This window comes from Flavobacterium sp. AG291, assembly GCF_003350375.1.
Lineage (GTDB): Bacteria > Bacteroidota > Bacteroidia > Flavobacteriales > Flavobacteriaceae > Flavobacterium > Flavobacterium suzhouense.
This window is the reverse complement of record NZ_QQAR01000004.1, coordinates 209,865-231,134: the sequence shown is the minus strand read 5'-3', so window position 1 is coordinate 231,134 and position 21,270 is coordinate 209,865. Positions and strand designations below refer to the sequence as shown.

Sequence of the window (21,270 nt, the reverse complement as noted above, 5' to 3'; positions counted from 1 at the left end):
AATCTAAGCGCTTTTTTTTATTTTTTATCGTCATGGTTTTGGCCAAGATGAGGATGGTGTCCTTCATCTTCTTCGGCTTCAGCTAACAGGCTTTCGCGTACTTTTTTGAAAAGGTCAGATGAATAAACAAATTCAACTATAGATTTGTTTCTTGTTTCAAGTATCTGTTCGTTGTTTCCTTCCCATTCCTTGATTCCGTTTTTCAGGAAAACAATCTTTTCTCCAATTTGTAATACCGAGTTCATATCGTGAGTATTAATTACCGTAGTGATGTTATACTCTTTGGTAATTTCCTGGATCAGCTCATCAATAACGATAGATGTTTCCGGGTCAAGACCTGAATTTGGTTCATCACAAAACAGGTATTTTGGGTTGTTTACAATTGCCCTAGCAATGGCAACCCTTTTTTGCATACCTCCTGAGATCTCATTAGGGAATTTTTTATTGGCATCCTTAAGGTTAACCCTGTCCAGTACCTGATTTACCCTTTCTTTTATCTCACGGCTTCTCATATTGGTAAACATCTTAAGCGGAAATGCTACGTTATCCTCCACATTCATGGAGTCAAATAGAGCACTTCCCTGAAATACCATTCCTATCTCTGTACGAAGTGTTCTTTTCTCGTCAGGAGTAAGTTCAGAGTATATCCTTCCATCAAAAGAGATGGTACCTGAGTCAGGTGTATGAATGCCTAAAAGTGTTTTTAGCATAACGGTTTTTCCCGATCCGCTTCGCCCTATGATTAGGTTTGTTTTTCCTGTGTCAAATGTTGTTGAGATGCCTTTTAATACTTTAGACTCCCCAAACGCTTTCTCTATGTCTTTAACTTCAATCATGAGCTTAAAAGTAATTGGGTTACTATATAGTTAACCAAAATGATTACAACACTGGTCCATACAAAGGATGTTGTACTTGCTTTTCCTACCTCCAGTGCTCCGCCTTTCATGTAATATCCGTGGAACGAAGGTATGGTTGCCAAAAGAAACCCGAATATGGATGTTTTAAAGAATGCATAGAAAATGTGGAAAGGAATAAAGTCCTGTTGTAACCCCTGAAGGAACTGATCACTGCCTACAAATCCGCCATACACACCAGCCAGCCATCCGCCAAGAATACCAAGGAACATAGAAACAGCAATGACAAACGGATATAAAAGGAAAGCGATGATTTTAGGGAATACAAGATAGTTTAATGAATTAACCCCCATTACTTCAAGGGCGTCTATCTGTTCAGTTACGCGCATAGTACCTATACTCGAAGTAATGTACGAACCGGCACGTCCGGCCATAATGATGGAGATGAATGTTGGTGCAAACTCCAGGATAACGGATTGTCTTGTTGCAAATGCGATAAGCATTTTTGGAATAAGCGGGTTGGTAAGGTTAAGTGCAGTTTGTATTGCAACAACCCCACCAATAAAGAACGAAATAAAGGATACAATTCCCATCGAGCCTATAATAAGGTCGTCTATTTCTTTAAAAATCAAAGGCTTCATTACCGTCCACTTTGTAGGTTTGTTGAAAACCTCCTTCAGCATCAGGAAATAGCGCCCTATCTGGTGTATTGCTTTTATCATTTAGAGTCTGGAAATAAATGGCTAAAATACCGAATTGTAGCCAGTAATCAGTATTAGTTAATAGTTTTTTAATACTCCCGTGTTTAGAATAGTTTCTCTTTTATCTTCTTCCACCTATAACTGCGGATGTATTTTGCCTGCTCTTCGCTAACCAGTAATGCTTTGCCTTCTTTTTTGGCTTTCAGAAAGCCATTTATGTAATCGATGAAAAGAAAAGGTTTCTTTTTGCGCATGGCCAGTTTTGCTCCGGCAATAGCGGTTATTGTAAATCCGTAGCCCAGTGTGTAAAAAGCTTCACCTTGTTTGTAACGTGCTGCTTTGTTGTAGTTGGCTCCGGTAGGTTTAAGGTGCTTTACTTTAAGCCTTTCGATAGTTATTACTTTCCAGCCGTAGAATTTTGCCAATAACTCGTCAACGGTGTCCCATCCCATTGCAGTACGAAGTCCGCCCATTTGGATGAAAAGTTCTTTACGGTATGCTTTAAATGCTCCACGGATGTGGTCTTTATCGGTCAGGTTTTCCAGTATCCATTCGCCGTTTTTTTCTATGTAGGCAAATCCTCCTGCCATACCTACTTTTTCATCGTTTTTAAAGGCTTCTAAAACCGTTTCAAAATAGTCAGAAGGAAGGATGAGGTCAGCGTCCAGTTTTACGATGATATCATAATTGTTATCAATTGTTGCCTGTCCGGCATGAAAAGCCTGTATTACTTTGCTTCCCGGCATGTGTACAGCATCTGATTGTTTGTTTACCAAAGTGATCCACGGATGCTTTTCGGCAAAATCAGTAACTATCGCAGCTGTTTTATCAGTTGAATTATCATTTACCACAACAACTTTGGCCGGTAGTACAGTTTGCGCTGCAAGCGATTGCAGGGTCAGTCCCATAAAGGCTTCTTCGTTGTGGGCAGGTATGATTGCGTAATATCTCATTATGAATTATTTTGCCCTTTCGGCATAAACAATATAATATCTTGGGGTTATCGAGCGTAGCAGTGGTCGGATACCCAGTTTTTTTGCAGGGTTAGTCCATTTTTTACGGTCTTTAATCACCCATCCTGTTTTTTCCAGAAGCCAGTCCAGCTGCCAGTCTTCAAACTCATGGTAGTGCCTGTCCCACATGTCTGTCTTACTGCGATATGCCGGACTAAACCAAAGACGTAACGGAACAGAAATAATAAGCTTGTCACTTTTTACATTCTGTAATACCGTAAAAGGATTCAGCAAGTGTTCAAAAATCTCGAATGCCGTAAATACATCATAACCACCTTTTGCCAACGCGCTTTGGTCCACATCAACATCTTCGCCTGTAGTATTGGCAACAGTATAGCCTTCCTTTTTCATAATTTCAGAGAAAGGATTTTGTACACCAAGATCCAGTATGGAATTGTTTACAGGGATATGTTTTTTGAGGAATTCAAGCGTTAACGCATAGCGTTTATGGGGAAAGGTATTTTCGTACATCGCGACAATTATATTGAAGGTCAAAAATATGAAAAAGTATAGTCTTATTTGATAATTGCAGCCTATATTTGTTATTGGCTTATATCACACCCTTCACTATTGAAAAGCAAAACGTTACATAAGCAGGTTGTTTACTTTGCTATTATCAACTACCTCGGTACTGCCATAGGTATTATTTCGGCACTATTTATCTATCCAAGGGATTTCGCCTTCTCGGGAACAATTAAATTTGTTGATAATATGGCTCAGATGCTGTATCCCATTATGGTGCTGGGGGCCTCTCATGCCCTGATAAAGTTTTACCCCGAGCTTAATGATGAGAAAAGAAAACAACTTTTCAATTACAGTATGCTTTCGGTTGCCACAGTAAGTGTGCTTGTACTTCTTGGAATTTTCATTTTTAATACAGTTGCAGATTATAAAGATGCCATGCTGATTTATTTTGCGTTTCCGGTAGGTCTTTCCCTTGCTTATATCGATCTTTTTAGGAAACAGGCACAGGATCTGCAAAGACTTGCCGTACCTACTCTTTTCGAAAAAATCATACCTAAAGTTGTGCTTCCGTTATTGTTTCTTTTAGTTATAAAGAACATTGCAGGTGTAAACGAATCCCTCTTTATTTATGCAATTTCTTTTGTGCTGATAGGCGTGTTTATTGGAGTATACCTTTTCAGGCACTTTAAGCCGGGCTTCAACTACAGGTTCAAGACGTTATTTGGAGAAATTTCGAGAAAAGATTATTTCAAATACAGCCTTTTTTCCTTTACGGCAAGTTTAGGCTCGTTATTAGCCTTCAGGATAGACGGTATTATTATTTATAACTGGATATCCGAGGAAGCAAATGGTATATTCAGTAACGGAGCTACACTGGCCTCTACATTACAGATTCCTGCAGTGGGAATGTTTGCCCTATATGCACCATTGATCTCTAATTACCTTAAAGATGGTAATCTTACCGAGCTGAATGTGAAATACAAAGAAGTAGCCCGCTTGCTTTTCTTCATAGGAGCAGTATTGTACAGTTGTATCGTTTTGGGTATAGATGATCTTTTCAGTCTGCTTCCTACGGGTCCTGCGCTAAAGCAAACAACACCTATCATTTATATTTTAGGGTTTAGTGTACTGATAAATATGGCTACTGGTTTTAATACCGAGATTATTACCTATTCTAAATACTACAGGTTCAACATGATTGCTATCTGTTGCCTTATATTTGTAAATATTGGGCTTAACATATTCTTTTTGAGTTGTACTGAATTAGGAATAATAGGAGTTGCCTATGCTTCTTTTATATCTGTCACTTTATTTAATATTCTTAAGCTGCTGTTTCTTTATAAGAAATTTGGGCTTTTGCCTTTTGATGTTAAATTCGCAAAGATGATGTTGCTTTTTGCTCTGAGCGGAGTTTTGGTTTACATTTTGCCTGATTCAGAATACCATTTGCTAAATCTTGTCTATAAAACAGGACTTTCCCTGCTTATAAATGTAATAGCTGTATATAAATTAAGGCTTGTCTATCAGGTAAATGTTACCATAGACAAAGCCTTAAATAAATTGTTCAGAAAGTAAATCCTTAAATCTGATATACAAAAGCATTGATGTTCATTCCGGCACCTACTGATGCAAAAATGACTATATCGCCTTTATTTAGCCCCTGATCTTCTAACTGTCCTTTTATAAGTAAATCATATAGAGTAGGTATTGTTGCCACACTGCTGTTGCCAAGGGTATGAATACTCATAGGCATTACTTTTTCGGGAACTGATTTTCCATGTAGTTTATAAAAACGCTGTACTATGGCTTCATCCATTTTTTCATTAGCCTGATGAATCAAAATTTTCTTTACGTTATCTATACTAACGCCGCTTTTTTCAAGACACTCCTTCATAGCTTGTGGAACACGGCTCAAAGCAAACTCATATATTTTACGCCCGTACATTTTGATGTAGCGCACATCAGGATCATGATCTTTGTTGAATGAATTTCCGAAGAAAAGAAAATAGGCTTCTTCAAAAGTGTAGGAAGCTGTTTCGTGAGCAAGGATTCCACCTTCGTCTTCGGTGGCTTCAATGATACTGGCACCGGCACCATCAGAATAGATCATGCTATCCCTGTCGTGCGGGTCAACTACTCGCGAAAGTGTTTCAGCACCTATTACAAGGCATCTTTTGGCCATACCGGCCTTGATATACGCCTGCGCCTGAATAACACCTTCAACCCAGCCCGGACAGCCAAACAGGATGTCATAAGCAACACATTTAGGGTTTTTAATTTTAAGACTGTGTTTGACACGTGAAGCAAGGCTTGGTAGTATATCAGTTTGTATAGCACCGTCTTTTACATTTCCAAAATTGTGTGCAAAGATGATGTAATCTAATGTTTCGGGGTCTATTTTTGCATCTTCAATAGCTTTTTGAGCTGCAAAATAAGCAATATCAGAAGTTAGCAGGTTTTCCTCTACATAGCGGCGTTCTTCAATGCCGGTAATCTGTTTGAATTTTTCGGTTACTACTTCGTTGGTATATGAAAGTGGCGTTCCGTCATCGTCTAAAAACAGATGTTTTGCAAAGTCAGCGTTGGTTACAACGCGGTTTGGGATGTAACTCCCGGATCCTGTTATTCTGATATTCATAGTATAGTATGTTTGTTTAAGGCTAAGTTAACCAAATATACCATACAAAAAGGTTAAAAGTAATATGCTTGCATACTATTTTAAAGAATAGTTATTTTTTTGTTATAAAAATTAATCAGTCAATAATTTAGTGTGCCGAAACCTTTATTTTCATAATTGTAGCTATTGAAAGAGCGCGTGTTTTTATCTTTTCTGCATTTGCACCTTCAAACAATTCATCTACAGTATCATTAAAATGACCCAACCAAACGTCAAAGTGTTCGCTTGTAAGCTGTTCTTTATCGTTTAGTTCCATGTGCACATGCATTGGGTTGTTGTGATATGGGCCTGTATGGAACATACTTAGTTCCCAAAAGTCTGTAATTTTAGGCAAATGACTTTCCAGGTCTATTTTAGCTATATCAGTAAATATATAATTAACTCTCTCGTCGTTTAGTAAGCGTGTGTAGAATGCTCTTGTAAACACTTCAAGATCGGTTCTTGATTCTATGTCTTTCATTTCAAATTCTTTTCAGCAAATGTAGTCAATGACTTTTATTCGTTTTTATGATATAAGTCAATAACTGGTAAAAGAAAAGGGCTGCAATCGCAGCCCTTTATATTAGTTTTCCATGTAAGCCTCAATTGGCGCACAAGAACAAACAAGGTTCCTGTCTCCGTAGGCATCATCAACACGACGAACACCAGGCCAGAATTTATTCTCGTGTAGGTACTCAAGCGGGAATGCCGCTTTTTCTCTTGTATAAGGGAAATCCCAGTTGTCTGTAGTAAGCATTGCTAAGGTATGTGGAGAGTTCTTCAGTACGTTGTTTTTGTCGTCTGCTGAAGCCTCTTCGATTTCTTTACGGATAGCAATCATCGCATCACAGAAACGGTCAAGTTCCTCAAGGTTCTCACTCTCGGTAGGCTCGATCATTAATGTTCCAGCTACGGGGAATGATACTGTTGGCGCGTGGAAACCGTAGTCCATTAAACGCTTAGCGATATCAGTAACCTCGATACCGTTAGCTTTAAACGGACGGCATTCGATGATCATTTCGTGAGCAGCACGACCCATTTCACCTGTATAAAGTGTATCATAGTGACCTGCTAATCTCTCTTTAATGTAGTTAGCATTAAGGATAGCATGGTGTGTAGAGCTTGTTAGTCCTTCAGCGCCAAGCATAGTGATGTAGCCATAAGAGATAAGGCATACAAGGGCAGAACCCCATGGTGCAGCCGATACAGCAGTAATAGCATTGCTTCCTCCTGTAGGTATTACAGGGTTTGTTGGAAGGAATGGCACAAGGTGCTCCGCAACACAGATAGGTCCAACACCCGGTCCACCACCACCGTGAGGGATAGCAAACGTTTTGTGTAGGTTAAGGTGACATACGTCAGCACCAATAGTTGCAGGGTTAGTAAGACCAACCTGAGCATTCATATTAGCACCATCCATATATACCTGACCACCATTTTCGTGGATTATGTTTGTAAGTTCGATGATAGAAGCCTCGTATACACCATGTGTAGATGGGTAAGTAACCATCAAACATGCAAGGTTATCCTTGTGAAGGATAGCTTTTGCTTTAAGGTCTTCTACGTCGATGTTTCCGTTCTCAGAAGTTTTGGTAACTACAACTTCCATACCTGCCATGTGAGCAGTTGCAGGGTTGGTTCCGTGAGCCGATGCAGGGATAAGTGCAATGTTTCTGTGGCCTTCACCTCTTGACTGGTGGTAAGCACGGATAACCATTAGTCCTGCATATTCTCCCTGAGCACCAGAGTTTGGCTGTAATGTAGTACCTGCAAAACCAGTGATTACGTTAAGTTGCTCTTCAAGTTTTTTAAGCATCTCCTGGTAGCCCTGAGCCTGTTCAACAGGAGCAAACGGGTGAATGTTGTTCCAGTTAGGCATACTTAGAGGAAGCATCTCTGATGCTGCGTTAAGTTTCATGGTACAAGATCCAAGAGAGATCATAGAGTGGTTAAGGGCAAGGTCAAGACGCTCCAGTTTTTTGATGTAGCGCATGATAGCCGTTTCACTGTGGTATTTGTTGAATACATCGTGAGTAAGGAACTCGCTTGTCCTGTTTAATGAACCAGGGATAGCAACAGTTTCAGTAAGGGCAGTTACCTTATCAGCAGTTTTTCCTGCAGCTTCAGCAAATATGCTTACGATGTCGTTAATGTCGTTTAGAGAAGTTGTCTCGTTGAAAGCAACTGCTACAGTGTCGTTAGACGGGTAGTAGAAGTTGATCTCTTTTTTCTCGGCAGCAGCCTTAACTTTAGCAGCATCCGCTTTTACAAGAATGGTGTCAAAGAAAGAAGTGTTTACCTGCTCAATACCAAGTTTAGCAAGAGCCTCTACAGTTGTAGCAGCAGATGCGTGAACTTTATCAGCAATATACTGAAGACCTTTTGGTCCGTGGTACACAGCATACATACCTGCCATTACAGCAAGAAGTACCTGAGCTGTACAGATGTTAGATGTAGCTTTTTCACGTTTGATGTGTTGCTCACGAGTCTGTAGTGCCATACGTAAAGCACGGTTACCGTTAGTGTCGATAGTAACACCAATGATACGTCCCGGCATGCTACGCTTGTATTCTTCTTTAGTAGCGAAGAAAGCAGCGTGAGGACCTCCATAACCCAGAGGAATACCAAAACGCTGAGTAGTACCTACCGCAACGTCAGCTCCCATTTCACCAGGTGAAGTCAATTTTACAAGGCTTAATATATCAGCAGCAACAGCTGTTTTGATGTCGTTTGATTTTGCTCTTGAAATAAAAGCAGCATAATCGTAAACCTGACCATGTTTGCCAGGGTATTGAAGCATAGCTCCGAAGAAATCGTCGCTGAATTCAAATGTTTCGTGGTTGCCTATTACAAGCTCAACACCAATTGGAGTTGAACGTGTTTGAAGTACAGAAAGGGTCTGAGGAAGAATTTCTTCAGAAACGAAGAATTTGTTAGCATTAGCTTTTTTCTTTTCGCGAGAACGCACGTCAAATAAAAGTGCCATAGCCTCAGCAGCTGCTGTACCTTCATCAAGAAGTGATGCGTTTGCGATTTCCATACCTGTAAGTTCAATTACAGTAGTCTGGTAGTTAAGCAAAGCTTCAAGACGTCCCTGAGCAATCTCTGCCTGGTATGGTGTATAAGCAGTATACCATCCCGGGTTCTCAAAAATGTTTCTTTGGATAGGAGCCGGAACAATAGCAGGGTGGTAACCTAAACCGATATAAGACCTGAAGATCTTATTTTTGTTTCCTAACTGCTGAATGTGGCTGCTGTATTCATATTCCGTCATTGCCGGCTCAAGGTTCAGAGGAGCCTTAAGGCGAATGTCATCCGGTAGTGTTTCGTAGATTAATTGGTCAATAGATTCGACACCAATGGTCTTAAACATATGTTTCAGATCATTCTCCCTAGGGCCAATGTGTCTTAAAGCAAAAGCATCTGTTTTCATTATTTTCTTATGCGTTGTTTTTAGAGGCACAAAATTAGTTATTTATATTCAATTTTTAATGCCTTTTTGCGACCGAATTTTGTGATTTTTTCATTGTAAATATGTTACTGTTAGGATATTGATTAATTTTGTAAGATGAGTGTTATAAAAAAGCTTTTCTGGCTCTATGTCTATGGTAGTATGCACGTTGGCGCATCGGTGCTTGCACTGATACTGATGACCAACCATATGTTTCATATTCCCTTTAACTGGGCAGTAGCGGTTTTTGGATTCTGCGGAACCATGTTCAGCTATAATTTTATGAAGTACGATGGACTTTTCCGCGTTAAAAAAACAGCAGGAAGGCGGGTAAAATTTGTAGTTTTTCTTAGTACGCTCGCGCTGATTGCAGCCGGAGTAAGCTTCTTGTTTCTGGAACGCATAACCCAAATTACAGCAATAGTATTTCTGGTACTGACGGCCCTTTATACCGTTCCGTTTTTTCCGAATACCAAAAACCTGCGAAACTGGAGTGGGGTTAAGATCTATATTGTGGCATTTTGCTGGGCTGGTATCACTACAGTTGTGCCTATATTAAATGCACACGCACCCATAAATAGTGACATATTTCTGAAATTTACCCAAAGGTTTATGCTGGTGATTATGCTGATACTCATTTTTGAGATCATCGACCTTAAAGAAGATGATCCACACCTTAAAACCATACCGCAGCAGATAGGAGTGAGGCGTACTAAAATACTGAACCTGATTTTTTTAGTGCCGTTCTTCTTTTTAGAATTTCTAAAGATCCATGTTGATTATCGCCAGATAGCGGCGAACCTCATCATGGTTATTACCACGGCATTATTTACGGTTTACGCTACGCCTCAACGCCCAAAATACTATACGTTATTTTGGGTGGAGAGTATACCGATCTTTTGGTTGGGACTGGTTTTGCTGATAAGTAGTTTATGTTAATTCTGCTATTTAGTACATGTTATTATATAATACCCAAAATTGTTCATCTGCACTCCTGATAACAAAGCAAACAGAGAGCCCTTAAGGTTATTGATGGTTTGTGCTTTCAGTTTTTCATGGTTCAGTATTTTACGTAACACAAATCCGCTGATTGCAAAAGGCACATGCAGTACTGATGGTGCAACCCTAAAAGAAATGTCTTCAATAACTATATTGCTGAAACCGATCTCTTCAAGGCTTTTTTTGACAGAAGGAATATTACCCAGTTTTTCAAGGCTCCATCCATTGCAAAGATTTTTATAGCAGCAGCTACCGCCTGGACACAGGTCTTTGATTTCTTTTTTAAGAAAAGCATCGGATACAACCAGTTTGGCTCCGGGTTTTAATATGCGGTAGGCTTCTGCGAAAGAATCATTACTATGTCCGCTATGGCAAAAGCTTTCTATTGCGATGGCACCATCAAGTGAATTGCTTTGAAAAGAAGTGTTATTGTAGTCTTCAATCTTTATGTTGCCATTAAGTCCGGCAAGCATCTTATTGCCTTCCGTAGCTTGGAATTCGGATAATGTTACTCCATGAATGCTCAGGTTTTGAAAATGCCTTAATCCATAGCGCATTGTTCCGCCCATGCCACACCCAAGGTCTGCAAATGTTTGATTGTTATTGGTAGTAAGTCGAGTAAATATCTGACGGTTCATTTCATTGAGCATGCTGTCCCTTCTGAAAAGGTTACTTCGAGTTGGACTGTAATAACCAAAGTGCATATTGTAATCACGGCTCCAGAATTCGTAGTCTTCTGTAGCTTCATTATAGAGTTCAGCGGTTTTAAAGTTGTTGTCTTCATGAAGAAGACTGGTGTGTTGGTGTTGTAGCGTAGTCATGGTTGATTGGTTTATAATAATTTAAGGTTGTGAAGCAGTAGCAGGGTATAAACAACAGCAAATAATACAAACAAGACGTTCATAAAATAGCTGCCAATTTTGAAATGCAGCCTTTGCGGAATCTGGTACATGGGGTAATAGGCAATTTGCGTAGCCACCTTGCCAACCCAATACGCAGCAATTAATCCGGTAATGGCAATAGCCAGATGGGTTTGATTCTTCAGGTCGTTAGTAAGGAGAATAGCAATTAATCCAAAGCTGAAGTTCAATCCCTGAATGTACCTGCCATAGGTTTTTGCAATTTCCTGATTGAGGGGTTTGAGTTGTTTTACATCATTATACCAGTCAAATACCTGATGCCTGATATATGGATAAATGAGGGCTGTAAAGATCTGGCCGCATCCTCCAAAAATGATTAGCCAGTTAGGGATGGTTAGGTTCATGATTTTCGTTTTTAGCTTCAACAAATAATATAGCAGTCAGGTATATTGCCAGTAGTGGAGGCAAAGCCCATATCCACTGCCACGATGTGTTTATCCATAGTAGGAAGAAGAGAATGGTTACGATAAAGTAAATTGAAAGAAATACGTCCTTGAAATCTTTTTGAATGAACAGGCATATTGCCCATATTACCTGGAAAAAGCCTGTGAATATTGGAATTATGGCAGCTATAAACCATAAGGGATTGTAAATGAATCCCAGTAGCGCCAGAGCGATTGGTGTTCCTACAAAGAAATAATTGAGATGTAAAATATTTTTCATTATATTGATAATTTTAAACTTTCAGAAAAAAATGAAACATTTTTTGATAAAAAAAGCTAACGCATTAGCTTCATAACAAGTCCGGCAAGCCAGTTGTCTTTATATTCGGTTGCTTTTTCGAGCATGTTATCAGCTTTTAGCACAAAGTCATACAGCTTTTCTGTCTGATCCGTAAAATGTTTTGCCTCGGCAGATTTATCATCTTTTACTCCTGTAGATACTTCTTTAAGTACTTTAAGGGCAGGTTTAATTTCTCTTTTGCTGCGTTCCTGTGCAATTTTTACGGCCAGTTCGTCAAGGTCTTTCTCGGCAGTAAAGAACTCACGGCGTTCTCCCTGTTTGAATTCTTTATACACAATGCCCCAATCCATAAGGGCACGAAGGTTCATGCTGGCATTACCACGAGATATTTGCAGTTCCTCCATAATGTCTTCCATAGAAAGCGGTTCGTGAGAAATCATGAGTAGGGCATGAATTTGTGCCATGGTCTTATTGATTCCCCACTGAGAGCCTAATGCCCCCCAGGTTTGTACGAACTTATTTTTTGCTTCTCTGAATTCCATACCCCAAATGTATAAATTTATTTTCAAACTTTCAAAAATATTTGAAAGTTATTTAAGGAGATTTCTCTATAGGTAAAAACCTATTCCTTTTCAGTTGAATACAGAAGTAATTCAAAAAAGGTAATAGTGAATTTTGAGGTATCATAAATAACCTTAAAATATACTATTATGAAAACAAAAATTACAATGCTGATGCTGCTTATATGTGCGGCAATACAGGCTCAGACTGTAAAAGTGAGTGCTTCTGAACCTGATGCGAATATTATAGTTAACGGACAGCAGGTTGCTGTAGGGACCTATAAACTAAAGATCGATAAAGACGAATGCTACAAAGTGAAAGTTGAAAAACCGGGTTTTCTTAAATATGAATCAACGGTATGTGGAAAAAAAGCGGGTCCGGAAGCGCCTAAAAGCGTTTATTTTGAAATGAAAAGAGATGATGCTGAAGAAGCTTCCATTAAAACTGACCATGCTAATGTTGATTTTTCAATTGAAGTAAATAAAGACCTGAATATTAATGAGGCATGGAAGCTTACTTCCCAAATCGTAACCGATTATTTCGATGCTATTGAAGTTAGCGACAAAGAGACTTCATACCTGCGTACGGCATGGAGTGTGCAGTCGTTCCAACAGAATACTATAAGAACACGTCTTATAATAAAATTGTCTAAATCAGAACCGCTAACATTTAAAGTGAAACTGGTGAGCGAATCATCAGGGGCAAGTGGTACAAGTGTTAAGGCTGATGAACAGTTTCACGACTGGGATAGGGTACTTCGCAAATACCAGAATGTTATCTCCGATTTCTCAACACGTCTTGCAAAAAAATAATTATTAAAACATGGTTATTTTATGATAGGTGCCTGTCGTTTATTGGCTGGTTTGGCACCGGTAATTATGTGTAGCCCTGCGGATTCATCCCGGGGCTATTTTTTTGTTTCTGAGAGGTTTGAAAATCAGGTAAAAACACCTATTTCAGGAACTGGATTTATGTTGAGATTTGTATCTACACATTAACCTATTTAAATTTATGACACCACAACAGATTATAGAAAAAATTTTACTGGGAGGTCTTCTGGGTCTTTTGGGACAGGGTATTAGAATGGCTATTGGACTAAAGAAATTATCTGATGCCAATGCACAAACCAGCAACAAGGAGGATCTTAATGGGGGCCGACTTATGGTTAGCCTTTTTATTGGATTTTTAGCTGGTGCGTTGTATGTTTTGGTAAATGGTTTTTCCGATCAGCCTGATGTGCAGAATGGCGAATATATAGGGAATCAGTTTGTTTTTACTGTAATTGCGGCCGGTTATGCGGGTAGCGATTTTATTGAAGGCTTATTCAGTACTTATATTGCTAAAATGCCAATGACAAACTCAGGAAGCGGAGGTGTTGCGGTAGCAACAACAAGTCCTGTTGATGTCACGCCTGTTACTGCACCCGATACACCGGCTATAGTCAGTCCGCCATCAGCGGAAAACACACAGCCTGTAACTGACGCACAGGTAAACGAACCACATGACGAATCAGGTCTTACGCCAAATCCGGCCTAAAAAATAAACCCCAAAGTCGAATGCTTCGGGGTTTTTTGATATTAGAGTTTTAAATAATCTATAATAATCCTGCTCTTTTCAATAAAGCTTCAGGTCTTGGTTCGTGACCTCGGAAACGTTTGTAAAGTATCATAGGGTGTTCCGTTCCTCCTTTAGAAAGAACATTGTCTTTGAATTTATTAGCGGTTTCCCTGTCAAAGATGCCTTTCTCCTGAAAATATTCAAAAGCATCGGCATCAAGAACCTCAGCCCATTTATAGCTGTAGTAACCCGATGAATATCCTCCCTGGAAAATATGAGAGAAAGCAGTACTCATTGCGTTTTCCTTTACATCTGGATAAAGCTGGGTAGGGGCAAACTGTTCGGTTTCAAAAGTTTTAAGGTCGGTAATGCCTGTTGGGTCGGAGCTATGCCATCCCATATCCAATAATCCAAAGCTTAACTGGCGCATTGTAGCCATTCCTTCCTGAAAACTCGCACTTTCTTTTATCTTATTAATATACTCCATTGGAATAACTTCACCTGTTTGGTAGTGGTGAGCAAACAAGGCTAAAGCTTCCGGCTCATAACACCAGTTTTCCATTACCTGGCTTGGTAGTTCTACAAAGTCCCAGTATACACTCGTTCCACTCAGGCTTGGATAAATAGTGTCGGCAAGCATACCGTGTAGGGCATGCCCAAATTCATGGAACAACGTGGTAACTTCGTTAAATGTAAGTAGCGAAGGTTTTGTTTCAGTTGGCTTTGTAAAGTTGCAAACTATAGAAACATGAGGTCTTTCGTTTACACCCTCTTTTACATATTGCGATTTGAACGACGTCATCCAGGCGCCATTGCGTTTCCCTTTACGCGGGAAGAAATCGGCATAGAAGATTGCGACAAGATTATCGTTTTCGTCTTTTACTTCGTATGTAGTAACGTCTTTATGGTATTTGTCGATGTCCTGCACTTCTTCAAATGTAAGGCCGTATAATTTACCGGCAATGGTAAAGGCACCGTTAAGCACGTTTTCCAGCTTGAAGTATGGTTTTAGTTTCTCGTCGTCAAGATTGAATAATTTTTGTTTCAGCTTTTCGGAATAATAGGCACCATCCCATTTCTCCAGATGATCAATGCCGTCAGTTTCCTTAGCGAAAGCTGTCAGTTCGGCAAATTCTTTTTGGGCAGCCGGTTTAGCTTTAGCTAAAAGGTCGTTCAGGAAAGATTTTACCTTTTCAGGACTTTCTGCCATACGTTCTTCCAGTACAAAATTGGCATGAGAGGCATAGCCTAATAGCTCGGCGCGCTGATGGCGTAGTTTAGCTATTTTTAAGACAATTTCCTGGTTGTCAAATTTGTTCTTCTGGAAACCTTTGGCACCAAAAGCGATAGCCAGTTCTTTACGTAATTCGCGATTGTCCGCATACGTCATAAAAGGAACATAGCTAGGATAGTCCAGTGTAAATATCCAGCCTTCTTTTTCAAGTGATGCTGCCAGTTCACGCGCTGCTTCTATAGTTCCTTCCGGCAAACCTGAAAGATCAGCTTCGTTAGTTATGTGTAATTGGTAGGCATTGGTTTCAGCCAATACGTTTTCCCCAAACTGAAGGCTAAGCTTAGAGAGCTCCATGTCTATTTCGCGAAGTTTATTCTTTTTGTCTTCCGGTAGATTGGCTCCGTTACGAGCAAAGCTTTTGTACTGTTTGTCAAGAAGTGTCTTTTGTTCTTCAGTAAGGTTCAGACTGTCTTTTTGGTTATAAACCGCTTTTACGCGTTCAAAAAGTGCAGTATTGAGTCTTACATCATTGCCAAATTCTGATAGAAGGGGAGAAACCTCCATGGCAATCTTCTGTATCTCATCATTGGTTTCTGCTGAATGCAGATTAAAGAAAATGCTTGAAGCACGTTCCAGAATCTCACCGCCAAAGGTCATGGCTTCGATAGTGTTTTCAAAAGTAGGTGTATCAGGATTGGCAACTATCGCGTCAATTTCTTGGCGTGCTGCATCAATGCCTTGTTTTATGGCAGGTAAAAAGTCTTCATTCTTTATGCTGCTAAAAGGAGCAGTATCATGTCTGGTGGTGAATTTTTTAGTAAGTACGTTCATCTTACATTAAGATTATTTTAGTTTAAATTTGCTTAAATCCTGATAGTTATTCCAGAATCTAAGTAATTCTATTCTATTGTCGTCAATTCTATAGAATAATGAAACTTGTTTTACGATGATTAGTTTGTAAACATTTTTATAACCTGTCTTTACAAAAAAATATTATTTTTTTGAAGTAGATCGATGTTATATTCAACTTCTTTAATAAAAGAAATGACCTCTTTGGGAGACCATTCATTTTCCAGATATTCGATATTTTTCCAATAATCAATCTTTGCAAGAGGAGACCAGATTATCTTCATTCTTTAAAATATTTTGAATATCTGGCTTTTGTTTCTTCCATTACCATACTGTGCGGTATTCCTTGCCCATTTTCTAATTCAGAAATTGAAGCATCGATGTATTCTTTTTGTTTAGAACTTAAATTAGTCTCAGATTTTAGTAAATCCATGATTTTCTGAACTAATTTAGAATCTTCTAAATCAAGAATCAATTTTGCAAGTTCTATTTTTGAAGCCTGAATATCCATAGCAGCTTTGTTTTTACCAAAGTTACAAAACTATTTTCTATTCTTCAATTCTTCAGATGCCTTGTTTACAGCTTCTTTAAGGCTTAATTTATAAGCAATCATTTTTGCCTGTACAAGTTTGTCATGGCTGCCTAATATCTGCGCTGCAAGGATACCTGCATTTTTAGCTCCGTTAAGAGCTACTGTTGCTACAGGTACGCCACCCGGCATTTGAAGGATAGAAAGCACGCTGTCCCATCCGTCAATAGAGTTGCTTGATTTTACAGGAACACCTATTACAGGAAGTGGACTCATACTCGCTACCATTCCCGGTAGGTGGGCTGCTCCACCTGCACCGGCAATAATTACGTTTACACCACGAGTATGTGCTGTGGTGCTGTATTCAAAAAGTTTTTCGGGTGTACGGTGAGCCGAAACGATATCTACTTCTGTTTCGATTCCAAATTCTTTTAATACATCTATGGCATCCTGCATTACCGGCATATCCGATATAGAGCCCATTATAATTCCTACTTTCATTTTTAATGTTTTGAGTTTCGGGTTTTGAGTTTCGGGTTAACGCTGGACCCTAAACTTATAACCTTGAATAATTAAGCGATTACTCGTATTGTGTTTTTTACTTCGGCTGCAATTCTGCGTGCTTCGGCAATGTCTTCATTTACTATGGTAACGTGTCCCATTTTACGGAAAGGCCTTGTTTGTTTCTTTCCATAGATGTGAGGGGTAACGCCATCCATACCAATTATCTTTTCGATGTTTTCGTAAACAACATTTCCTGAAAAGCCTTCCGCTCCTACAAGATTTACCATGATCCCGGCTACTTTACTGTCAGTGTTTCCAAGTGGAAGGTCAAGTATGGCACGGATGTGCTGTTCAAATTGTGATGTATAGCTGGCTTCAATAGAATAGTGTCCGCTATTGTGTGGTCTTGGAGCTACCTCATTTACTAAAATCTGGTCATCTTCCGTCTGGAACATTTCTACAGCTAAAAGACCTACATGGTTAAAGTGTTCAGACACTTTAAGAGCAATGGCTCTCGCTTTATTAGCAACTGTATCATCAATACGGGCAGGGCATATAACATACTCTACCTGATTAGCCTCTGGATGGAATTCCATTTCTACAACCGGATATGTTTTTATATCGCCGGAAGGATTTCTGGCAACAATAACAGCAAGCTCGTTTTTGAAAGGTATCATTACCTCAGCAATACACTGAACATTCGGCATTCCGTTAAAACTTTCTGCACAGCGTATTACTTTAACGCCATTTCCGTCATAACCACCTTCGGTGCTTTTCCATATAAAAGGAAAAGAAAACTCTCCATTAGCAACAGCCTCTTTTAGTGTATCAAGATTGTCAAATCTTTTATATTCGGCTGTTGGTATATTATGTTGTGCGTAAAAATCTTTTTGAGTTCCTTTATTCTGTATAAGGTTAAGGTTTTTTGGTGAAGGATAAACTTTAATACCTTCTGCTTCCAGTTTTTCAAGAGCCGGAATGTTTACCAGTTCAATTTCAAAAGTCAGGACATCAACCTGTTTTCCAAAGTTATATACGGTATCAAAATCCATAAGGTCGCCCTTAAAGAATTTGTTGCTTCCTACCTTGCAGGGAGCTTCATCACTAGGGTCCAGTACATACGTTTGAATGTCAAATTTACGGGTATCGGTTAGCATCATTTTGCCAAGCTGTCCGCCCCCTAAAATGCCTAACTTAAAATCAGAAGAAAAATAATTCATTTATCAGCTTTTATTTTGCAACCGCAAAGATACTTAAAACTATTGTGAATTTTACATTTCGCTATCATTACTCCTGGCTTCTTTATGTAGTTTTCGTGTAGTATTTTACCTTAACTTTAGCATTTTAGCCCGATATTGATATAAATTATATTTGTATTTTAGAGGTTCACAAAATCTGCCCCCTTTAGCAGATATAAATACTATCCTTATGAGACTGACGATTGAAAGGAAACCTGTTAAGGTGTCGCCGGATGCTACTCGTGTTATAGCTCGTTATTTTTTTAATGGAGAAGAGCGCGCTATAGATTTGATTCGAAAAATATTGGTGTTGGATAAAGATGAGGTTTTTGCATTGGTATCACCACTGTTGCAGGATTTCTCCAAACGACACCGTAATATTACCCGTAAGCTATTGCGCAATTGCGAACGCGTAAAACGCTACATTGACATCGCCGGAGGTGATTTTGAAAAAATGGATGAGTTTTGCAAACTGCTTATAGGGTCTTACTTTACCCATGAGTATTCTATTGAGTCGGCTGCATTCTTTAATCCGTCTGTTATTCCGGATCCCGACCAAACCAATCTTGAGGAAGGACAGTTACGTGTTATTATAAGCTTCAGAGCGGTTGGGGAAGGACACGTTTCGTCAGTAGCATTTCGCAGGGCTATTATTGACAGGAATAATGATATTACCGTTATCCCGGCCAGTAACTACATAGATGAAGCTGAAAAGATACATAATGTAATTTATCAGAAACACCTGTTTCTTAAAAAAGCGCAAGAGGCCGATATAAATGAAGGATTTCTTAATGATGTTACCGAAAAGCTAGATGACCGTTTTGATTATGAACAACTGAAAAGCCTGGTAGCTGAGGCAAAGGGAAAAACATCTGATGCCAAGACTATAAGGCAGTACAATCTTGTATTGGCACTTTCGGATAGTTACCGAAGGATATCTTTTTCTAAAGATACTGATATCAGCGACAGGGTTATCTTTCCAATTTCTGATTTTGAGAGCAAAGGTATAGAAGATGCCCGTTTTGTTAAGTTTACAGATGATAGTGGAAGGACTATTTATTATGCCACTTATACAGCTTATGATGGGGTACATATTATGCCAAAACTTTTAAAAACAACTGATTTTTATGAATTCAAGACCAGTCCGCTAAATGGTGCCGGGGCAAAAAATAAAAATCTGGCTTTGTTCCCAAGAAAGATAAACGGAAAGTATGCAATGCTTTCACGTATCGATGGCTGGAATAATTACCTTATGTATAGCGATAATATTAACGAGTGGGATGATCCTGTAAAGATACAGGAACCAAAATATCCATGGGAGTTTGTTCAGTTGGGAAATTGTGGTTCACCAATTGAAACAGAGGCCGGCTGGCTTATACTTACCCACGCCGTGGGATCAATGCGCAGGTACAGCATTGCAGCCTCCCTGTTGGATATAAATGATCCTTCCATAGAAATTGGAAGACTGAAAGATCCGTTGATTGTACCTAACCCCGATGAGCGTGAGGGTTATGTGCCTAATGTGGTATATTCCTGTGGAGGGATAATTCATAACGGTGAGCTTATTATTCCTTATGGATTGTCAGACCACAGCTCGGGTTTTGCTACGGTAAATCTTGATACATTGCTTGACAGGCTAAAAAACGGAGGTTGATAGTTTTCAGTATCAGCCTCAGTTTTCAGTCCTGAAATAGAATATCTTTGTGTAAAGTAACCAATAGCATACATTACATTGGAAAATGAATTGCCTGAAGAACCAGGAACCGGATTTTGGGCTAAGAACCCATCGTTAAAAATAAAAGAATTCCAGTCATTTCTAAGCATACGTTTCGGGCTCATTTTTGCCCTTAATATGCAAATTACCATAATCTATTACTGGGTTTATCATATCACTAATGATAAGCTTTCTTTAGGTTTGGTCGGTCTGGCCGAGGTAATACCGGCAATTGGCTGTTCGCTTTTTTCAGGGCATTTCGTAGACCTTAACGAAAAACGGAAGATGGTGCTCTTTTGCATTGTTTCCTATGCTATTATTGCGGTGTGTCTTTTTACGCTTACTACTCCTTTTTCACTTGATGAGCTAGGTGTAAATACAACATTGTATTTTATCTATTTTCTTGTTTTTTGTGGAGGTATAGTTCGTTCGTTTATGGGGGCTTCTGTTTTTTCATTGTTCGCTTTGATAGTGCCAAGGAAAAACTTTGCCAATGCTACGAGCTGGGGTAGTATGGCCTGGCAAACGGGTTCAATGCTGGGGCCATTGGCGGCAGGACTGGCTATTGCGTTAGATGGTGTGTTAGCGGGAATGTTTACAGTGGTTATCATTCTTTTGCTACTGCTTGTTCCGATTCTCTCTATAAAAACGAAACCTATACTGAAAAAGGAAAAAGAGCCCATGCTGCAAAGTCTTACCCAGGGTATTCGCTTTGTGCTTAAAACTCCTGTGTTGCTTGGTGCACAGCTGCTCGATATGTTTTCGGTTTTATTTGGTGGGGCGGTAGCGTTACTGCCGGTATATCAAAAAGAAATATTACATGTTGATGAGGTAGGTTTTGGATTATTGCGATCTGCACCGGGTGTAGGCGCTATGCTTACGCTGGCTATATTAGCCTTTTTGCCGTTGAAAACTTATCCCGGGCGTAAACTGTTCGTCGCTGTGACCGGATTTGCACTTTGTATTATAGGTTTCGGACTATCGACTAATTTTATACTCTCATTTGCGTTCTTACTGTTTTCCGGAATGTTTGATGCAGTAAGTGTTGTGATAAGAAGTACTATACTTCAGCTGGTAACACCGGATGACATGCGTGGCCGTGTTGGAGCAGTTAATACCATTTTTGTAAGCTCGTCTAATGAACTAGGTGATTTTGAAAGTGGTGTTATGGCGCATTGGTTAGGCACGGTTCGGGCAGTTGTAGCAGGCGGTTGTCTCACACTGGGGGTAATTGCTATAACATTCTTCAGTGCACCGCAACTACGAAAATTTGGTTTTGACGAAGACAAGGAAGAGTAAAGTAAGCAGTGTTCAGTATTTAGTAAACATACTCAACTGCCA

At 39.4% G+C, this 21,270-nt stretch carries 21 protein-coding genes; 6 read left to right on the top strand and 15 right to left on the bottom strand.

The window, feature by feature from the left end:
* Positions 1 to 17: 17 nt before the first annotated feature.
* The 4 genes from DEU42_RS06760 to DEU42_RS06745 form a co-directional block, all read right to left on the bottom strand.
* Positions 18 to 836: an ABC transporter ATP-binding protein gene (locus DEU42_RS06760; RefSeq protein ID WP_114757518.1), complete on the bottom strand. Its 819-nt coding sequence runs from the start codon at positions 834 to 836 to the stop codon at positions 18 to 20.
* A complete protein-coding gene (locus DEU42_RS06755; RefSeq protein ID WP_114757517.1) occupies positions 833 to 1,576 on the bottom strand; it encodes an MlaE family ABC transporter permease in 744 nt (247 codons plus the stop codon). The genes DEU42_RS06760 and DEU42_RS06755 overlap by 4 nt, the downstream gene beginning before the upstream one ends.
* A gap of 83 nt (positions 1,577 to 1,659) precedes the next feature.
* On the bottom strand, positions 1,660 to 2,508 hold the full coding sequence (locus tag DEU42_RS06750; protein WP_114757516.1) for a glycosyltransferase: 849 nt from the start codon (positions 2,506 to 2,508) through the stop codon (positions 1,660 to 1,662).
* A gap of 6 nt (positions 2,509 to 2,514) precedes the next feature.
* Positions 2,515 to 3,039, bottom strand: a complete 525-nt coding sequence (locus DEU42_RS06745) for a methyltransferase (protein WP_114757515.1) — start codon at positions 3,037 to 3,039, stop codon at positions 2,515 to 2,517.
* Between the two features lie 99 nt (positions 3,040 to 3,138).
* Here DEU42_RS06745 and DEU42_RS06740 point away from each other — a divergent pair, with 99 nt between their 5' ends.
* Entirely contained in the window at positions 3,139 to 4,608 is a 1,470-nt protein-coding gene (locus DEU42_RS06740) for a lipopolysaccharide biosynthesis protein (RefSeq protein ID WP_114757514.1), read from the top strand.
* Between the two features lie 4 nt (positions 4,609 to 4,612).
* Here DEU42_RS06740 and DEU42_RS06735 read toward each other — a convergent pair whose 3' ends face one another.
* The 3 genes from DEU42_RS06735 to gcvP form a co-directional block, all read right to left on the bottom strand.
* Positions 4,613 to 5,671, bottom strand: coding sequence for a 3-oxoacyl-ACP synthase III family protein (locus tag DEU42_RS06735; protein ID WP_114757513.1), 1,059 nt, complete (start codon positions 5,669 to 5,671; stop codon positions 4,613 to 4,615).
* Positions 5,672 to 5,798: 127 nt separating this feature from the next.
* The gene (locus tag DEU42_RS06730; protein ID WP_114757512.1) at positions 5,799 to 6,170 is read right to left on the bottom strand and encodes a group III truncated hemoglobin; all 372 of its coding nucleotides are present in this window, start codon (positions 6,168 to 6,170) and stop codon (positions 5,799 to 5,801) included.
* A 102-nt stretch (positions 6,171 to 6,272) separates the two neighbouring features.
* Positions 6,273 to 9,122: an aminomethyl-transferring glycine dehydrogenase gene (gcvP, locus tag DEU42_RS06725; RefSeq protein WP_114757511.1), complete on the bottom strand. Its 2,850-nt coding sequence runs from the start codon at positions 9,120 to 9,122 to the stop codon at positions 6,273 to 6,275.
* Positions 9,123 to 9,257: 135 nt separating this feature from the next.
* Between gcvP and DEU42_RS06720 the strand changes: the two genes are divergently transcribed.
* Positions 9,258 to 10,079 carry a hypothetical protein gene (locus DEU42_RS06720; RefSeq protein WP_114757510.1) on the top strand — a complete coding sequence of 274 codons (822 nt, stop codon included), beginning with the start codon at positions 9,258 to 9,260 and terminating at the stop codon, positions 10,077 to 10,079.
* A gap of 5 nt (positions 10,080 to 10,084) precedes the next feature.
* Here DEU42_RS06720 and DEU42_RS06715 read toward each other — a convergent pair whose 3' ends face one another.
* Genes DEU42_RS06715 through DEU42_RS06700 form a run of 4 tightly spaced genes read right to left on the bottom strand, consistent with a single transcriptional unit; the run spans position 10,085 to position 12,285 of the window.
* The gene (locus DEU42_RS06715; protein ID WP_114757509.1) at positions 10,085 to 10,960 is read right to left on the bottom strand and encodes an SAM-dependent methyltransferase; all 876 of its coding nucleotides are present in this window, start codon (positions 10,958 to 10,960) and stop codon (positions 10,085 to 10,087) included.
* Between the two features lie 11 nt (positions 10,961 to 10,971).
* Positions 10,972 to 11,403: a hypothetical protein gene (locus tag DEU42_RS06710; RefSeq protein ID WP_114757508.1), complete on the bottom strand. Its 432-nt coding sequence runs from the start codon at positions 11,401 to 11,403 to the stop codon at positions 10,972 to 10,974.
* Complete coding sequence (locus tag DEU42_RS06705) at positions 11,384 to 11,722, bottom strand: hypothetical protein (protein WP_114757507.1); 339 nt, start codon at positions 11,720 to 11,722, stop codon at positions 11,384 to 11,386. Before DEU42_RS06705 ends, DEU42_RS06710 begins: the two co-directional genes overlap by 20 nt.
* Positions 11,723 to 11,778: 56 nt before the next feature.
* A complete protein-coding gene (locus DEU42_RS06700; protein WP_114757506.1) occupies positions 11,779 to 12,285 on the bottom strand; it encodes a GbsR/MarR family transcriptional regulator in 507 nt (168 codons plus the stop codon).
* A gap of 168 nt (positions 12,286 to 12,453) precedes the next feature.
* Here DEU42_RS06700 and DEU42_RS06695 point away from each other — a divergent pair, with 168 nt between their 5' ends.
* Together DEU42_RS06695 and DEU42_RS06690 are read left to right on the top strand one after the other, a co-directional pair.
* On the top strand, positions 12,454 to 13,116 hold the full coding sequence (locus DEU42_RS06695; protein WP_114757505.1) for a hypothetical protein: 663 nt from the start codon (positions 12,454 to 12,456) through the stop codon (positions 13,114 to 13,116).
* Between the two features lie 199 nt (positions 13,117 to 13,315).
* Entirely contained in the window at positions 13,316 to 13,840 is a 525-nt protein-coding gene (locus tag DEU42_RS06690) for a hypothetical protein (protein ID WP_114757504.1), read from the top strand.
* A 58-nt stretch (positions 13,841 to 13,898) separates the two neighbouring features.
* On the opposite strand, the gene DEU42_RS06685 is transcribed toward DEU42_RS06690, so the two are convergent.
* The 4 genes from DEU42_RS06685 to DEU42_RS06665 form a co-directional block, all read right to left on the bottom strand.
* Complete coding sequence (locus DEU42_RS06685; RefSeq protein WP_114757503.1) at positions 13,899 to 15,926, bottom strand: M3 family metallopeptidase; 2,028 nt, start codon at positions 15,924 to 15,926, stop codon at positions 13,899 to 13,901.
* A gap of 298 nt (positions 15,927 to 16,224) precedes the next feature.
* On the bottom strand, positions 16,225 to 16,455 hold the full coding sequence (locus tag DEU42_RS06675) for a hypothetical protein (RefSeq protein WP_114757502.1): 231 nt from the start codon (positions 16,453 to 16,455) through the stop codon (positions 16,225 to 16,227).
* A gap of 30 nt (positions 16,456 to 16,485) precedes the next feature.
* Complete coding sequence (gene purE / locus DEU42_RS06670; RefSeq protein ID WP_114757501.1) at positions 16,486 to 16,974, bottom strand: 5-(carboxyamino)imidazole ribonucleotide mutase; 489 nt, start codon at positions 16,972 to 16,974, stop codon at positions 16,486 to 16,488.
* A 71-nt stretch (positions 16,975 to 17,045) separates the two neighbouring features.
* Positions 17,046 to 18,197, bottom strand: coding sequence for a 5-(carboxyamino)imidazole ribonucleotide synthase (locus DEU42_RS06665; RefSeq protein ID WP_114757500.1), 1,152 nt, complete (start codon positions 18,195 to 18,197; stop codon positions 17,046 to 17,048).
* A 208-nt stretch (positions 18,198 to 18,405) separates the two neighbouring features.
* On the opposite strand from DEU42_RS06665, the gene DEU42_RS06660 reads away from it, so the two are divergent.
* A complete protein-coding gene (locus tag DEU42_RS06660; protein WP_114757499.1) occupies positions 18,406 to 19,869 on the top strand; it encodes a glycoside hydrolase family 130 protein in 1,464 nt (487 codons plus the stop codon).
* A gap of 78 nt (positions 19,870 to 19,947) precedes the next feature.
* On the top strand, positions 19,948 to 21,228 hold the full coding sequence (locus DEU42_RS06655; RefSeq protein ID WP_233506634.1) for an MFS transporter: 1,281 nt from the start codon (positions 19,948 to 19,950) through the stop codon (positions 21,226 to 21,228).
* Positions 21,229 to 21,270 lie beyond the last annotated feature (42 nt).

What these genes read in the sequence shown, in the direction of transcription:
- DEU42_RS06695 (WP_114757505.1), top strand. Translation starts at nt 12,454, where the DNA reads ATGAAAACAAAAATTACAATGCTGATGCTGCTTATATGTGCGGCAATA.
- DEU42_RS06690 (WP_114757504.1), top strand. Translation starts at nt 13,316, where the DNA reads ATGACACCACAACAGATTATAGAAAAAATTTTACTGGGAGGTCTTCTG.
- DEU42_RS06755 (WP_114757517.1), bottom strand. Translation starts at nt 1,576, where the DNA reads ATGATAAAAGCAATACACCAGATAGGGCGCTATTTCCTGATGCTGAAG.
- DEU42_RS06710 (WP_114757508.1), bottom strand. Translation starts at nt 11,403, where the DNA reads ATGAACCTAACCATCCCTAACTGGCTAATCATTTTTGGAGGATGCGGC.
- DEU42_RS06705 (WP_114757507.1), bottom strand. Translation starts at nt 11,722, where the DNA reads ATGAAAAATATTTTACATCTCAATTATTTCTTTGTAGGAACACCAATC.
- DEU42_RS06735 (WP_114757513.1), bottom strand. Translation starts at nt 5,671, where the DNA reads ATGAATATCAGAATAACAGGATCCGGGAGTTACATCCCAAACCGCGTT.
- DEU42_RS06665 (WP_114757500.1), bottom strand. Translation starts at nt 18,197, where the DNA reads ATGAATTATTTTTCTTCTGATTTTAAGTTAGGCATTTTAGGGGGCGGA.
- DEU42_RS06720 (WP_114757510.1), top strand. Translation starts at nt 9,258, where the DNA reads ATGAGTGTTATAAAAAAGCTTTTCTGGCTCTATGTCTATGGTAGTATG.
- DEU42_RS06715 (WP_114757509.1), bottom strand. Translation starts at nt 10,960, where the DNA reads ATGACTACGCTACAACACCAACACACCAGTCTTCTTCATGAAGACAAC.
- DEU42_RS06675 (WP_114757502.1), bottom strand. Translation starts at nt 16,455, where the DNA reads ATGGATATTCAGGCTTCAAAAATAGAACTTGCAAAATTGATTCTTGAT.
- DEU42_RS06745 (WP_114757515.1), bottom strand. Translation starts at nt 3,039, where the DNA reads ATGTACGAAAATACCTTTCCCCATAAACGCTATGCGTTAACGCTTGAA.
- gcvP (WP_114757511.1), bottom strand. Translation starts at nt 9,122, where the DNA reads ATGAAAACAGATGCTTTTGCTTTAAGACACATTGGCCCTAGGGAGAAT.
- purE (WP_114757501.1), bottom strand. Translation starts at nt 16,974, where the DNA reads ATGAAAGTAGGAATTATAATGGGCTCTATATCGGATATGCCGGTAATG.
- DEU42_RS06700 (WP_114757506.1), bottom strand. Translation starts at nt 12,285, where the DNA reads ATGGAATTCAGAGAAGCAAAAAATAAGTTCGTACAAACCTGGGGGGCA.
- DEU42_RS06685 (WP_114757503.1), bottom strand. Translation starts at nt 15,926, where the DNA reads ATGAACGTACTTACTAAAAAATTCACCACCAGACATGATACTGCTCCT.
- DEU42_RS06760 (WP_114757518.1), bottom strand. Translation starts at nt 836, where the DNA reads ATGATTGAAGTTAAAGACATAGAGAAAGCGTTTGGGGAGTCTAAAGTA.
- DEU42_RS06730 (WP_114757512.1), bottom strand. Translation starts at nt 6,170, where the DNA reads ATGAAAGACATAGAATCAAGAACCGATCTTGAAGTGTTTACAAGAGCA.
- DEU42_RS06750 (WP_114757516.1), bottom strand. Translation starts at nt 2,508, where the DNA reads ATGAGATATTACGCAATCATACCTGCCCACAACGAAGAAGCCTTTATG.
- DEU42_RS06660 (WP_114757499.1), top strand. Translation starts at nt 18,406, where the DNA reads ATGAGACTGACGATTGAAAGGAAACCTGTTAAGGTGTCGCCGGATGCT.